The sequence below is a fragment of the Pseudomonas aylmerensis genome (genome assembly GCF_001702265.1).
GTDB lineage: Bacteria > Pseudomonadota > Gammaproteobacteria > Pseudomonadales > Pseudomonadaceae > Aquipseudomonas > Aquipseudomonas aylmerensis.
Map to the genome: position 1 here is coordinate 306,922 of NZ_MAUE01000012.1, position 13,493 is coordinate 320,414.

The window sequence follows — 13,493 nt, forward strand, 5'->3', positions numbered from 1 at the left end:
CGTTCCATTGAGCTGCTTTTACTTGCCGCTTGAAACCTGCGGCTTGCAACTGCCGCTACTAGCCATAACGACCGGTAATGTAGTCTTCGGTCTGCTTTTTCGCCGGATTGGTGAACAGCGTATCGGTGTCGCCGAATTCCACCAGCTTGCCCATGTACATGAACGCGGTGTAGTCGGAAACCCGCGCCGCCTGTTGCATGTTGTGGGTCACAATGACGATGGTGAACTTGGACTTGAGCTCGTAGATCAGCTCTTCGACTTTCAGCGTCGAAATCGGGTCGAGTGCCGAGCACGGCTCGTCGAGCAACAGCACTTCCGGCTCCACCGCGATGGTACGGGCGATCACCAGGCGCTGCTGCTGACCACCGGACAAGCCGAGTGCCGAGTCGTGCAGGCGGTCCTTGACCTCGTCCCACAACGCCGCGCCCTTGAGGGCCCACTCAACCGCTTCGTCGAGGATGCGCTTCTTGTTGATGCCCTGGATGCGCAGGCCGTAGACCACGTTTTCGTAGATGGTCTTGGGGAACGGGTTGGGCTTCTGGAACACCATGCCCACCCGGCGACGCAGCTCGGCCACGTCTTCGCCCTTGCGGTAGATGTTAGTGCCGTAGAGGTTGATGGCGCCGTCCACGCGGCAACCGTCAACCAGGTCGTTCATGCGGTTGAAGGTGCGCAGCAACGTCGACTTGCCGCAGCCCGAGGGGCCGATGAAGGCCGTCACGCGCTGCTTGGGGATGTTCATGCTGACGTCGAACAGCGCCTGCTTTTCACCGTAGTACAGGCTCAGGCCCGGCACTTCAATGGCCACGGTTTCCTGGGCCAGGTTCAGGCCCTGCTTGTCGCGACCCAGGGCAGACATGTTGATGCCGTGGGAATGGGTGTCGTGTTGCATGGTCTCACTCCGTTCGTAGCTGCCAGCTTCTAGCTGCAAGCTGCAAGATTTGGGCAAAAGCGGCTCGTAGCTTGCCGCTTGTAGCTAATAGCTTTAGCTGTCCAACGCTTTGTATTTTTCGCGCAGGTGGTTGCGAATCCACACCGCCGACAAGTTGAGCGTGGCAATCACCAGCACCAGCAGCAAGGCGGTGGCGTACACCAGCGGCCGCGCGGCTTCGACGTTGGGGCTCTGGAAGCCGACGTCATAAATATGGAAGCCCAAGTGCATGATCTTCTGGTCCAGGTGCAGGTAGGGGTAGTTGCCATCCAGCGGCAGCGACGGCGCCAGTTTCACCACGCCCACCAGCATCAGCGGCGCCACTTCTCCGGCGGCACGGGCCACGGCGAGGATCATGCCGGTCATCATCGCCGGGCTGGCCATCGGCAGTACGATCTTCCACAGCGTTTCCGCCTTGGTCGCGCCGAGTGCCAGGGACCCTTCGCGCACAGTGCGAGGAATCCGCGCCAGGCCCTCTTCGGTGGCCACGATCACCACCGGCACCGCCAGGAGCGCCAGGGTCAGCGAGGCCCACAGCAGGCCCGGCGTACCGAAGGTCGGGGCCGGCAGGGCTTCGGCGAAGAACAGACGGTCAACCGAGCCACCCAGGACATACACGAAGAAGCCCAGGCCGAACACGCCGTAGACGATGGCCGGTACGCCGGCCAGGTTGTTCACGGCGATCCGGATAACGCGGGTCAGGGTGTTCTGCTTGGCGTATTCACGCAGGTACACCGCTGCCAGCACGCCGAACGGGGTAACGATCATCGCCATGATCAGGGTCATCATCACGGTGCCGAAGATAGCCGGGAAAATCCCGCCCTCAGTGTTGGCTTCCCGGGGGTCATCGCTGAGGAATTCCCAGACCTTGCTGAAGTAGAAGCCGATCTTGGTCAGTGTACCCATGGCGTTCGGCTGGTAGGCATGAACGACTTTGCCGATGCCGATTTCGACTTCCTTGCCGTTCGCATCACGCGCCGTCAGGGCATCGCGATTGAACTGGGCGTGCAGGTCGGCCAGGCGCGCTTCGATGTCCTGGTAACGGGCATTCAGCTCGGCGCGACCGGAGTCCATGTCGGCCTGGGCGGCGGCGTCGAGCTTGCCTTCCAGTTCCAGTTTGCGGCCATGCAGGCGGATGCGTTCAAGCCCGGCGTTGATCGCGCCGATGTCAGATTTTTCGAGTGTCTTGAGCTGGGCAGCGAGCTTGTTGACGCGGTCGACACGCGCCTGCAGCTCCGGCCACGCGGCGTCGCCTTCGGCGATGACCTTGCCATCCTGCTTGACGTTGACCAGGGTGCCGTAGAAGTTGCCCCACTCACGACGCTCGATGGTCATCAAGTTCGCCGGCGTGGTCTGGTCCTTGAGCCATTCGCCGACAATCCAGGTGAAGTCATTGCCGTTCAGGTCGCGGTTGCCGACCTTGATCAGCTCGCGGGTCATGAATTCCGGACCCGCATCCGGCACCGGCAGGCCCGCGCTTTTCAGGCGCTCGCGCGGCACTTCTTCTTTCTGCACCACTTCGCCGATGACGATATGGTTAGCCTGGCCCGGCACGTCGTAGTTGGCCTGGATCAGGTCGGCCGGCCAGAAGTGGCCCAAGCCACGCACTGCAATCACGGCCAGCAAACCAATGGTCATGATGACCGCGATGGACACTGCGCCACCGCTGATCCAGACGCCGGGGGCGCCGCTCTTGAACCATCCATTCAGGGAGTTCTGTTTCACAGACTTCTACCTTTCTTAAAGCGACGAGTATTTCTTGCGCAGACGCTGACGAATCAGCTCGGCGAGGGTGTTCATGACGAACGTGAACAACAGCAGCACCAGCGCCGAGAGGAACAGCACGCGGTAATGACTGCCGCCGACTTCCGACTCGGGCATCTCCACCGCGACGTTGGCCGCGAGTGTGCGCAGGCCTTCGAACAGGTTCATCTCCATCACCGGTGTGTTACCGGTAGCCATCAGCACGATCATGGTCTCGCCGACGGCGCGGCCCATGCCGATCATCAGGGCCGAGAAGATGCCCGGGCTGGCGGTCAGGATCACCACGCGGGTCATGGTCTGCCACGGCGTGGCACCCAGGGCCAGCGAGCCCAGGGTCAGGCCGCGCGGCACGCTGAACACGGCGTCTTCGGCGATCGAGTAGATGTTCGGGATTACCGCAAAGCCCATGGCCAGGCCGACCACCAGGGCGTTGCGCTGGTCGTAGGTGATGCCCAGGTCGTGGGAGATCCACATGCGCATGTCGCCGCCGAAGAACCAGGTCTCCAGGTATGGGCTCATGTACAGCGAGAGCCAGCCCACAAACAGGATCACCGGGATCAGGATCGCGCTTTCCCAGCCGTCCGGCACCCGCAGGCGCAGCGACTCAGGCAACCGGCTGAAGACAAAACCGGCCACCAGGATGCCAATCGGCAGCAGCATCAGCAGGCTGAAAATCCCTGGCAGGTGGCCTTCCACATACGGCGCCAGGAACAGGCCGGCGAAGAAGCCGAGGATCACCGTCGGCATCGCTTCCATCAGCTCGATCACCGGCTTGACCTTGCGGCGCAGGCTCGGGGCCATGAAGTAGGCGGTGTAGATCGCGGCGGCAACCGCCAGTGGCGCGGCCAGGAGCATCGCGTAGAACGCCGCCTTCAGGGTGCCGAAGGTCAGCGGCGCAAGGCTCATCTTGGGTTCGAAATCGGTGTTGGCGGCGGTCGATTGCCAGACGTATTTAGGCTCGTCGTAGTTTTCGTACCAGACCTTGCTCCACAACGCGCTCCAGGACACTTCCGGGTGAGGGTTGTCCAGCACCAGCGGCTGCAACTTGCCGCCGGCTTCGACGATCACGCGATTGGCGCGTGGCGACATGCCGAATACGCCCTGGCCGTCGACCACCGGGTCCACCAGCAAGGTGCGGTGCGCGGTGCTGTGGAACACGCCGAATTTGCCGGACGCATCCAGGGCGGTGAAGCCTTTGCGACGTTGTTCGGCAGTAATCTCGACGATAGGCGCCGTGCCCATCTGGAACGTACGGATCTGCTTGAAGCGCTGCTCGCCATCCGGGTCACGGGCCATGAACCACTGGGCCAGGCCGCCCTTGGAGTTACCGATGATCAGCGAGATGCCGCCCACCAACTGGGTGCTGGCGGTAATTTCGGCAGTGCCATCTTCCGACAATTTGTAGCGCCCGTTGAGGCTGTTGTCGCGCAGGCTGAAGACATCCGCAAGCGCGCGACCGTTGATCACGTACAGCCACTGCTGGCGCGGATCGATGAAAATCGCCTTCACCGGCTCGGTCATCTGCGGCAGCTCGATGCGCTTCTGCTCGCTGGTGACTTCGCCAGTCATCATGTTTTCTTCACGGCTCAGGGTCAGCACGTTCAAGTGCGAACCGGCGGAGCCTGCAACGACCAGGGAGGAGTCGGTGGCGTTGAGGGCCACATGCTCCAGCGCGCGACCGGCGTCGTCGAGCACGATCGGGTTTTCGCCGTAAGGGTATTCAATCGCCGGGGTGATGGTTTTCTTGCCGTCCGGGTAGGACACCTTATAAGTGTGGCGGAACACCAGGGACTGGCCATTGGACAAACCGAGGATCACCAGCGGGCTGCCGGGCTGGTCTTCACCGATGGAGGCAACACGGGTGCCGGCGGGCAGTGGCAGGTCGACACGCTTGAGCTCGGCACCGGTCTCGACGTTGAAGAACAGCGCCTGGCCCTTGTCGGAAACCCGCATGGCGACTTGGTTCTGTTCTTCCAGGGAGATCATCAGCGGCTTGCCAGCGTCCTGGATCCAGGCCGGGGTCAGGGCGTCTTCCTTGGTCAGCGAGGCGCCCTGGAACAGTGGCGCGACGACATAGGCCAGAAAGAAGAAGATCAGGGTAATGGCGCCGAGGACGGCGAGGCCGCCTACCAGCACGTACCAACGGGTCAGGCGATCCTTGAGGGCGCGGATGCGGCGCTTGCGTTGCAGCTCAGGCGTATTGAAATCAATGCGCTTGGGAGGGGAAGTCGTCGTCATGGTGGAATTGGCCAGATCATTCATGCGCACACCCTAGCGATCCTGTATGACAGAAAGATGACAGTGCAGTGACGCAACAAATCCGCCGCGAAGCAAAGCTGGCAGCGGACTAGAAAATTCGGATGCGGAGCCGGCAGGCCGGCCCCGCAGAGGCAATCAGTTGCCTTCTTTCAGACCCAGGTCAGCCAGGGCCTTGGCGGCAACTTTGGCTGGCAGTGGGATGTAGCCGTCTTTCACTACAACTTCCTGGCCCTGTTTGGACAGAACCAGCTTCACGAACTCGGCTTCCAGCGGGGCCAGAGGCTTGTTCGGGGCTTTGTTGACGTAAACGTAGAGGAAACGCGACAGCGGGTATTTGCCGTTCAGGGCGTTTTCTTCGCTGTCTTCGATGTAGTCAGTGCTGCCTTTCTTGGCCAGGGCCACGGTCTTCACGCTGGCGGTCTTGTAGCCGATGCCCGAGTAACCGATGCCGTTCAGCGAGGAGCTGATCGACTGCACGACCGAAGCCGAGCCCGGTTGTTCGTTCACGTTTGGCTTGTAGTCGCCTTTGCACAGGGCTTCTTCCTTGAAGTAGCCGTAGGTGCCGGATACCGAGTTACGACCGAACAATTGCACTGGCTTGTTGGCCAGGTCGCCGGTCACACCCAGGTCACCCCAGGTTTTCACGTCGGCTTTGCCACCGCACAGACGCGTCGAGGAGAAAATCGCATCGACTTGTTCCATGGTCAGGTGCTGGATCGGGTTGTCCTTGTGCACGAATACCGCCAGGGCATCCACGGCAACCGGGATAGCGGTTGGCTTGTAGCCGTACTTCTGCTCGAAGGCCGCCAGTTCGGTGTCCTTCATCTTGCGGCTCATCGGGCCCAGGTTGGAGGTGCCTTCAGTCAGCGCAGGTGGCGCAGTGGCGGAGCCGGCAGCTTGAATCTGGATGTTGACGTTCGGGTATTCCTTTTTGTAGGACTCAGCCCACAAAGTCATCAGGTTCGCCAGAGTGTCGGAACCAACGCTGGACAAGTTGCCCGATACGCCAGTGGTCTTGGCGTAAGCCGGAATTGCCGGGTCAACACCAGCGGCCACCGCGTGGGCGGTCGCAACGCCAGCAGCGACAAAAGTCATTGCCGCCATCAAACGCTTCAGTTTCATGCCTTGCTCCTAGCAGATAGGGATAGTTGGATCGGGGCCAAGTATCGAGAGGCCGTGTGAACACTCTATGTCTGCAATGTGACAGTTAGATGAAAGGCCACTATTGGGTGAGGATTTGCATTTAAGAAGAAATTTTCAGAAATGCAGGCTTGAGCGGAAAGCAGACGTGATGAGACTTTGGCTTGAAACCATGCTGAACTGGCTGATCGGAGATTTCCCACAGCTTTTTAGGGTTGTCGCTCAGAACTGGCGTTAATACCCTCCTCCTGCCGCTGCAAATTCAGCGACCGGGACTGCAAGCCCGCCGAAACTATGTTGGGAGTTCATAAGCGCCTCTATAATCGGGGCGCTTTTTATGGCCGTAGCTTTATGGCGGCTGTGTGCGGGAGACCTTCGGGTCTGCCGGGATGCTCCTAACCTCGGTCTTGCAGACCCGCGCACAGCCGCCACCCATCATCTGCAAGTGATGCTGGCAGCTCCCATTTTGTTAGGAGCTTTTACGATGATCAAAGATAGCCCCAATCCCCCGCTCAATTCGGCTCCGCTGCACGCAGACGCTCACAGAGCCATCAGTACCAATCCGAAACGTTCTGCCGAATCCGCGCTGCCTGCTGATGGGCTCTTTACCGTGCGTACAGATCTGGATGCCGAGACCCTTCTAGCAAACGCGTCCCAGGATCTCTCTTCGGTTCAAATCTTGGCCGCAAATTTGGCATTCGAGGTCGACGGTGCCACGCGAGACGTGACCCTGGGAATATGTCGGATGCTTGAGGGAATTCAGTTACTGGTAGATCGGACGCTGGATCAATTTGAAACTCAAAACCCGATGGCAAAATTCTGAAATTTGTTCCGGTCCAAAGCCTGGTCAAAGTCTAGCGATTCACGGTGAACCTTAGGTTGACAAAACTAAACCAAAGCATAGTCTTGTCAACCTAAGGAGACCTCACATGATCAATGACCGAATTCGCCGCGCAAGGTTATTGCGGGGCATGTCGCTAGAAGCACTGGCACTGCGTCTCGGTGACATAACCAAGCAAGGCCTGAGCAAATATGAAAAAGGGTTGAGCACCCCAAACTCTCAGCGCCTTTTGCAATTGGCAAAGGCACTGGAGGTGAGCCCGGAGTATTTTTTCCGTACTCAAGCACTTGCCCTCGCGCCGCTGGAGTTCCGTAAACTTGCGAAGATGCCTCAATACCGTCAGGTCCAGGTTGAGGAACAGATTCGAGAGCATCTGGAACGCTATATATCTCTTGAAGAGTGTTTCGATCCAGGAGACATCAAGACTGCCGAAACCCCAGCGCAAATGCTCCCAGTATCCTCCATAGAGGAAGCGGAACGAGCGGCAGATGAACTCCGTAAGTATTGGGGTATAGGCGAAGACCCCATTGCTCATCTGACTGAGCAGTTGGAAGAGCACGGCATCAAGGTGGTGATGCTGGAGGGTCCTGATGATTTTGATGGCGCTTGCGCAGCCACCAATGACGGCGAACATGTGCTGATCGCTTTAAATGCTCAGAGAGCGGGGGAACGAATTCGATTTACCGCTGCTCATGAGTTGGGTCATTGGGTGATGAAACTGCCTGATGATATGCCGGAGCGTGATAAAGAAAACTGCTGTCACCGTTTCGCAGGAGCTTTCCTTTACCCAGCTAAAAGCGTAACCGGTGATTTTGGGAATCACCAACGTTCCCGTGTCCATCCTAGAGAACTATTGATTGCTAAGCGCCAATATGGGCTCTCAATGCATGCAGCGCTCCGTCGATTAAAGGACCTCAAACTGTTAGGCGAAAGCGGCTTCAAGTCCCTGACTATTCAATTCAGTAGCAACGGCTGGCGCAAAGCAGAACCTGAACCATTACCTTGCAAACCACCTCAGCGTTTTGAGTCACTCGTTTTCTGGGGGCTAGCGGAAGGCCTTATCACCAAATCACGGGCGGCCGAGTTGCTGCGTCGCCCGGTGAGGGCTCTAGACCCCAACTTTCTGGGCTCATTGGAGAGTGCATGAGCCTTATCTATATTAGCGATACCAACATCTGAATTGACTTCAGGAATGCGGGATTGCTGAAGTATATGTTCAGGCTACCACTCACGTTCTGCTGCACCGATTTTGTAATGCACGAGCTTGAGGATTTCCCCCACGATGAACTGCTCGCCCAAGGGTTGGTTGTCGAATCATTTGACGAGGGGGGCGTGCAAAAACTCTTAGGGCTTAGGGTCGAACATAACAACAGTTCCTTAGCTGATGTTTCTTGCTACCTACTAGCCCAATCAACCGGAAGACCTTTACTCACTGGCGATGGAAAACTACGTCGTCAGGCAATTCGGGACGGACTGCAGGTACACGGTGCACTTTGGCTGCTCGACCTAATGGTCGAGCACCAAGTCCTTGATGCTATTGATGCAGCAACGGCGCTGGAGCATATGCTGGCGGATGGCGCCCGCTTACCGGCATCAGAATGTCAAATAAGACTCTTAGGTTGGAAACCTATATAAAGCTCAATTCGGGTACTGAATATCCATCCAGCTCTTGTAAACATCACCATACTCATTTTCCAAAGCGGAAAACTTAGTTTCAAACAGTTCCATGGCTTTTATTGCGTCAGCTGACGGGTGACTTATGAAGCGATACCCCGTCATCACCCTAAACTTGAAATATACGAATCCGTTCGAAATTATTCGACTTAAGTGAGCCAAATGAATTGCATCCCGTTCGTCGGCCCCTCGTAAGTCTCGTTCCATCGGCATTCCAATCCCAATGCAGTCGGCATGATGGATATGACTAGCGTTCGAGTACTCATGTAGCAGCGCTGTAAAACCTTTAAACAACGGATCTCCACTATTCGTGAGACCGGCAATCAAACCAGTGAATCCCCATCTACGCTCAACCTCTTGACGGGTTTTTCTATCATATCGCTGATTTACTTCAGCTCTTTTGTCTGGCGATATCAAAAGATCCTTGATGGGCTTCCATTCCCGGTCATCAGGATTCGTCACAGCATTCAAAAGCTCTTGAGCTTTACTATCGTTTTTCAATAATGAAATTTCAAATAGGTCAGTATCAAACTCTTCGATTCGTCGCCTGAAACACTCACGCGACTGGAGGATATACAGTACCTTCAATGTACCCTCGCACACGGAGCGCATGATTACATCCGCGTCCCAGAGTTGGCCGTAAGCAGACAATAAAAATGCACTTTCCGTAGATCGCGCTGTGGCCGATAAAAGCTCACCGAGGACCTGCCGTTCCCGCTGGTTGAATTCAGAAAAAGCTGACACTGGAACCATTAGTGGCAGCAACTCCCTCATTAACAGAATCGCTTTTTCGGACCATTCTTTCTGAATGTTAATAAGTACTTCCGTGTACATAACCTACTCCTGAACAGATTACCGCCCGCGCTTCCACAGGAACCCACCCACAACCATCCCCATCACGCACAGGACAGCAACGTAGTAGGCCGGGCCCATCGGGCTTTCCTTCATCAGCAGCGACACGGCCAGCGGCGTCAGGCCGCCGAATATGGCGTAGGCGACGTTATAGGAGAACGACAACCCACTGAAACGCACCACCGGCGGGAAAGCCTTGACCATGACATACGGCACCACGCCGATGGTGCCGACGAACAAACCGGTCAAGGCGTACAGCGGGAACAGCCAGTCGGGGTGGGCGATGAGGCTGTGGTACAGCGTCCAGGAGGTCGCCAGCAGCAGGGCACAGCCGAAGATCAACACACGTCCGGCGCCGAAACGGTCGGCCAGCGCGCCGGAGGCGATGCAGCCCAGGCTCAATGTGACGATTGCCAGGCTGTTGGCCTGCAGCGCCACGGTCGCGCTGAAGTGATAGACGGTCTGCAACACGGTCGGGGTCATCAGGATAACCACGACGATGCCGGCCGAGAGCAGCCAGGTCAGCAGCATCGACAACACGATGGCACTGCGGTGATCACGCAGCACGGCGCGCAACGGCAGCTCGGCGGCCAGGGTCTTGCGTTGCTGCATCTCGGCGAAGATCGGCGTTTCATGCAGCCAGCGGCGCAGGTACACCGACAGCAGGCCGAACACACCGCCGAGCAGGAACGGGATGCGCCAGGCGTAATCCGAGACCTGCTCCGGGCTATAGATAGTGTTGATTGCGGTGGCCACCAGTGAGCCCAGCAGGATCCCGGCGGTCAGGCCGCTGGTCAGGGTGCCGCAGGCGTAGCCGATATGGCGCGGTGGCACGTGCTCGGAAACGAACACCCAGGCGCCCGGTACTTCGCCGCCAATCGCCGCGCCCTGGATGACGCGCATCAGCAGCAACAGGATCGGCGCCCACAGGCCGATCTGCGCGTACGTCGGCAGCAGGCCCATGATCAGGGTCGGCACGGCCATCATGAAGATGCTCAGGGTGAACATCTTCTTGCGGCCCAGCAGGTCACCGAAGTGCGCCATGATGATGCCGCCCAACGGGCGCGCCAGGTAGCCGGCGGCGAAGATGCCAAAGGTCTGCATCATGCGCAGCCATTCGGGCATGTCCACGGGGAAGAACAGTTTTCCGACCACGGTGGCGAAAAACACGAAAATAATGAAATCATAAAATTCCAGCGCCCCGCCCAAGGCAGACAGCGACAGGGTTTTGTAGTCGTTGCGGGTCAGCGGGCGCGAAGGTTGCGCACTGCTTGCGGGCACGGAGGACATGGCAAGGCTTCTCTTATTAGTCAGGACGGCAGATCCGGGGTGCTGGCTGCGCCAGGGCGGGTTCGGCAAGATAGCAAATCGCTTGGAAAAGCACAGCGGTGAGCTGATAACAGTTCCAGTGTGCAAATTATCCCCGGTGACCACACATGAACCGCAATCAGAAGCACAGTTGCCGGAAAAAGCCGCGATACAGCCGCGAATTGCCGACCAAATGAGTGCCCAGAGGTCGTCGTGGCGCATGTGTCTCGATATACTCGGCCCTTGCAAGCGCAGAACCCCAGTCTTGAGGGGCTGCTGTGCCAAAACGTCGTTGGGTGCCATCCAGCCGATTTGGCAGAGTTTCCCTTTTAGTACGCCTTACGAGAAACGCATCACGCGGTGTATGTTGGTGCTGAAACGTTTTTCCAGAAGACGGCTATCCACTTGAAATACCCATGAAGCGTCACGGGTCAGAGGCACCCTCGGCATGATCGAACTCGAACAAGAAGATCCTATCCCGCAAGGCGATCTCGCCCTGCAAATCACCGCCCTCCCGCGTGAAACCAACGGTTTCGGCGACATCTTCGGCGGCTGGCTGGTCGCGCAGATGGACCTGGCGGGTACCGCCATGGCCAGCAAGGTCGCGGGTGGCCGCGTGGCCACCGTGGCGATTGATCGCATGGCGTTCCTGGTCCCGGTGGCGGTGGGCGCGCAGCTTTCCTTCTATACCCAGGCCCTGGAAATCGGCCGCAGCTCGATCCAGATGATGGTCGAAGTGTGGAGCGATGACCCGCTGTCCAGCGAATGGCGCAAGGTCACCGAGGCGGTGTTCGTGTTCGTCGCCATCGATGGCAGCGGCCGCACGCGTTCGGTCCCGTCGCGCGCGCGTTAAACCTCATCGGGTTTTGACGGTCAATTGCCCCATTGCCTGCCATGAAGAGTGCTGTGTATGCCTACGCCCCACGTTGAAACCGTGAAAATCGACGAGCTGGATTGCTGGCACATTCGCCACAACGGCGCCGAACTGAAAGTCGCCCGACAAGGCGCGCACATATTCAGTTACCAACGCGCAGGCGAGCAGCCGCTGATCTGGCCGAATCCTGAGGCGGTGTTCAAGCAAGGCAAAGGCATTCGCACCGGCGTTCCGGTGTGCTGGCCATGGTTTGGCGTGTTTGACCGCAATCCGCAAAGCGTCAAGGCAATGCGCCAGAGTGACCAGCCCGCCGGCGCCCACGGTTTTGTGCGCACCGCCCTGTGGGAACTGGCCGCGACGGAACTCGAAGGCGAAACGCTGCGGGTCGACCTGGTGTTGCCGGTGCCTGCGGGAGGCTTCCCCGGCTGGCCGCATCAGGTCGACCTGAAACTGAGCCTGCGGCTGGACGACCAACTGCATATCCACCTGACGAGCCACAACCGCGGCACTGATACCGTGACGCTCAGCCAGGCGCTGCACACCTACTTCGCCGCAAGCGATGTGCGCAACGTGCAGGTCGAGGGCCTGGGCGGGCTGGCGTACATCGATACCGCCGACGGCTGGACCGAGAAGACGCAATCGGGCCTGCTGCACTTCACCGCCGAGACGGATCGCATCTACCTCGACACGCCGCCCCAGCTGACTATTGTCGACAAAGACTGGCAGCGCCGCATCCAACTCACCGCCGAGGGCTCGAAGTCGACGGTGATCTGGAACCCCTGGACCGAACGCGCCAAGGCGTTTGATGATATGGCCGATGATGGGTGGACAGGCATGCTGTGCATCGAGACGGCGAATGTGCTGGATGATGTGGTGAGCCTGGCGCCGGGCGAAAGTCATACCCTGGGCGTGAGCATCAAAGCGCTAGCCCTGTAAACCCGAACCCGATGCAGGAGCTGGCTTGCCAGCGCCTACGGGTTTCGCGGTGTCTAGAGGTCGGATTCCTTCACCACCCGCACCTTCCCCGCATCCAGTGCATAGGCCGCATCGGCCAGGTCATTGTTGACCTTCTCCACCTTCAACGTGCCCGTGACCCACAGCGGCGTGTAGATATCATCCAGCTTCAAACCCTTGGGGTACCGCACCAGCACCAGTTGGTTGGGTGGCGGTGGCGGCACGTGGATGCAGGCGCCTGGGTAGGGCACCAGGAAAAACAGCGTGCTGCGACCCTTGGCGTCGGTCTCCAGCGGCACCGGGTAACCGCCGATGCGGATGTTCTTGCCATTCATGGCGGCCACGGTCTTGGTCGAATACATCACAGCCGGCAAGCCCTTGCTCTGCTTCAAGCCGCCTTTGTCGGTGAACGTGCCTTGGGCTTCGGGGGAGTTGTGATCGATCTCGGGCATCGCTTCGAGGGCTTTCTGGTCCGACAGCGGCATCAGGTCGAGCCAGTCGGTTTCCGGCAATTCACCGGCGTGGGCCAGGCCGCAGCCCAGTAATAGAAGAGTGAACAGAAGACGGCGCATGGAGAGGCTCGACAAGGTTAACAGTGTCGGCATTCTAGCCCTCCGCGCCTGCGCAGCGCAGAGGGCCATGAAGCTAAATCATTTTTTTCGCAGCAGGCCGTAGATCACCAGCAACACGATGGCACCGATCAGCGCGCCAATGAAGCCTGCGCCCTGGCCCGCCTGGTAGATGCCCAGGGCCTGACCACCGTAGGTGGCGACCAGCGAACCTGCGATACCCAGCAGGATGGTCATGATCCAGCCCATGCTGTCATCGCCTGGCTTGAGGAAACGCGCCAGCAGGCCGACGATCAAGCCGATGAAGATGGTTCCGATGATACCCAT

13 protein-coding genes are annotated in these 13,493 nt (G+C 58.7%); 5 read left to right on the forward strand and 8 right to left on the reverse strand.

Translation table 11 applies throughout. The features are described 5' to 3' along the window. Nucleotides 1–58: 58 nt before the first annotated feature. From pstB to BBG20_RS09680, 4 genes are all read right to left on the reverse strand, one after another. Nucleotides 59–892 carry a phosphate ABC transporter ATP-binding protein PstB gene (gene pstB, locus BBG20_RS09665; protein WP_065902553.1) on the reverse strand — a complete coding sequence of 278 codons (834 nt, stop codon included), beginning with the start codon at nucleotides 890–892 and terminating at the stop codon, nucleotides 59–61. Nucleotides 893–985: 93 nt separating this feature from the next. Next, complete coding sequence (pstA, locus tag BBG20_RS09670; RefSeq protein ID WP_065902554.1) at nucleotides 986–2,656, reverse strand: phosphate ABC transporter permease PstA; 1,671 nt, start codon at nucleotides 2,654–2,656, stop codon at nucleotides 986–988. 15 nt (nucleotides 2,657–2,671) lie between these two features. Then, nucleotides 2,672–4,705, reverse strand: coding sequence for an ABC transporter permease subunit (locus tag BBG20_RS09675; RefSeq protein ID WP_177343931.1), 2,034 nt, complete (start codon nucleotides 4,703–4,705; stop codon nucleotides 2,672–2,674). Nucleotides 4,706–5,089: 384 nt separating this feature from the next. Further along, nucleotides 5,090–6,076 (reverse strand): phosphate ABC transporter substrate-binding protein PstS, encoded by a 987-nt coding sequence (locus BBG20_RS09680; protein ID WP_065902556.1) that lies wholly within the window; start codon nucleotides 6,074–6,076, stop codon nucleotides 5,090–5,092. Between the two features lie 502 nt (nucleotides 6,077–6,578). On the opposite strand from BBG20_RS09680, the gene BBG20_RS09685 reads away from it, so the two are divergent. From BBG20_RS09685 to BBG20_RS09695, 3 genes are all read left to right on the forward strand, one after another. Further along, complete coding sequence (locus tag BBG20_RS09685) at nucleotides 6,579–6,917, forward strand: DUF6124 family protein (RefSeq protein ID WP_065902557.1); 339 nt, start codon at nucleotides 6,579–6,581, stop codon at nucleotides 6,915–6,917. Nucleotides 6,918–7,023: 106 nt separating this feature from the next. Beyond that, nucleotides 7,024–8,082 carry a helix-turn-helix domain-containing protein gene (locus BBG20_RS31700; RefSeq protein ID WP_083221355.1) on the forward strand — a complete coding sequence of 353 codons (1,059 nt, stop codon included), beginning with the start codon at nucleotides 7,024–7,026 and terminating at the stop codon, nucleotides 8,080–8,082. A gap of 53 nt (nucleotides 8,083–8,135) precedes the next feature. Then, nucleotides 8,136–8,570, forward strand: coding sequence for a PIN domain-containing protein (locus BBG20_RS09695; RefSeq protein ID WP_226939977.1), 435 nt, complete (start codon nucleotides 8,136–8,138; stop codon nucleotides 8,568–8,570). Nucleotides 8,571–8,573: 3 nt separating this feature from the next. Here the strand turns inward: BBG20_RS09695 and BBG20_RS09700 are convergent, their stop codons facing one another. Next, the gene (locus tag BBG20_RS09700; RefSeq protein ID WP_065902560.1) at nucleotides 8,574–9,443 is read right to left on the reverse strand and encodes a hypothetical protein; all 870 of its coding nucleotides are present in this window, start codon (nucleotides 9,441–9,443) and stop codon (nucleotides 8,574–8,576) included. An 18-nt stretch (nucleotides 9,444–9,461) separates the two neighbouring features. Beyond that, entirely contained in the window at nucleotides 9,462–10,751 is a 1,290-nt protein-coding gene (locus BBG20_RS09705; RefSeq protein ID WP_065902562.1) for an MFS transporter, read from the reverse strand. A 466-nt stretch (nucleotides 10,752–11,217) separates the two neighbouring features. Between BBG20_RS09705 and BBG20_RS09710 the strand changes: the two genes are divergently transcribed. Then, nucleotides 11,218–11,622, forward strand: coding sequence for an acyl-CoA thioesterase (locus tag BBG20_RS09710; protein WP_003176975.1), 405 nt, complete (start codon nucleotides 11,218–11,220; stop codon nucleotides 11,620–11,622). A gap of 57 nt (nucleotides 11,623–11,679) precedes the next feature. Further along, nucleotides 11,680–12,579: a D-hexose-6-phosphate mutarotase gene (locus BBG20_RS09715; RefSeq protein WP_065902564.1), complete on the forward strand. Its 900-nt coding sequence runs from the start codon at nucleotides 11,680–11,682 to the stop codon at nucleotides 12,577–12,579. 53 nt (nucleotides 12,580–12,632) lie between these two features. Here the strand turns inward: BBG20_RS09715 and BBG20_RS09720 are convergent, their stop codons facing one another. Together BBG20_RS09720 and BBG20_RS09725 are read right to left on the reverse strand one after the other, a co-directional pair. After that, on the reverse strand, nucleotides 12,633–13,169 hold the full coding sequence (locus tag BBG20_RS09720; RefSeq protein ID WP_065902566.1) for a DUF3299 domain-containing protein: 537 nt from the start codon (nucleotides 13,167–13,169) through the stop codon (nucleotides 12,633–12,635). Between the two features lie 78 nt (nucleotides 13,170–13,247). Beyond that, on the reverse strand, nucleotides 13,248–13,493 hold the full coding sequence (locus tag BBG20_RS09725) for a GlsB/YeaQ/YmgE family stress response membrane protein (protein WP_010168336.1): 246 nt from the start codon (nucleotides 13,491–13,493) through the stop codon (nucleotides 13,248–13,250).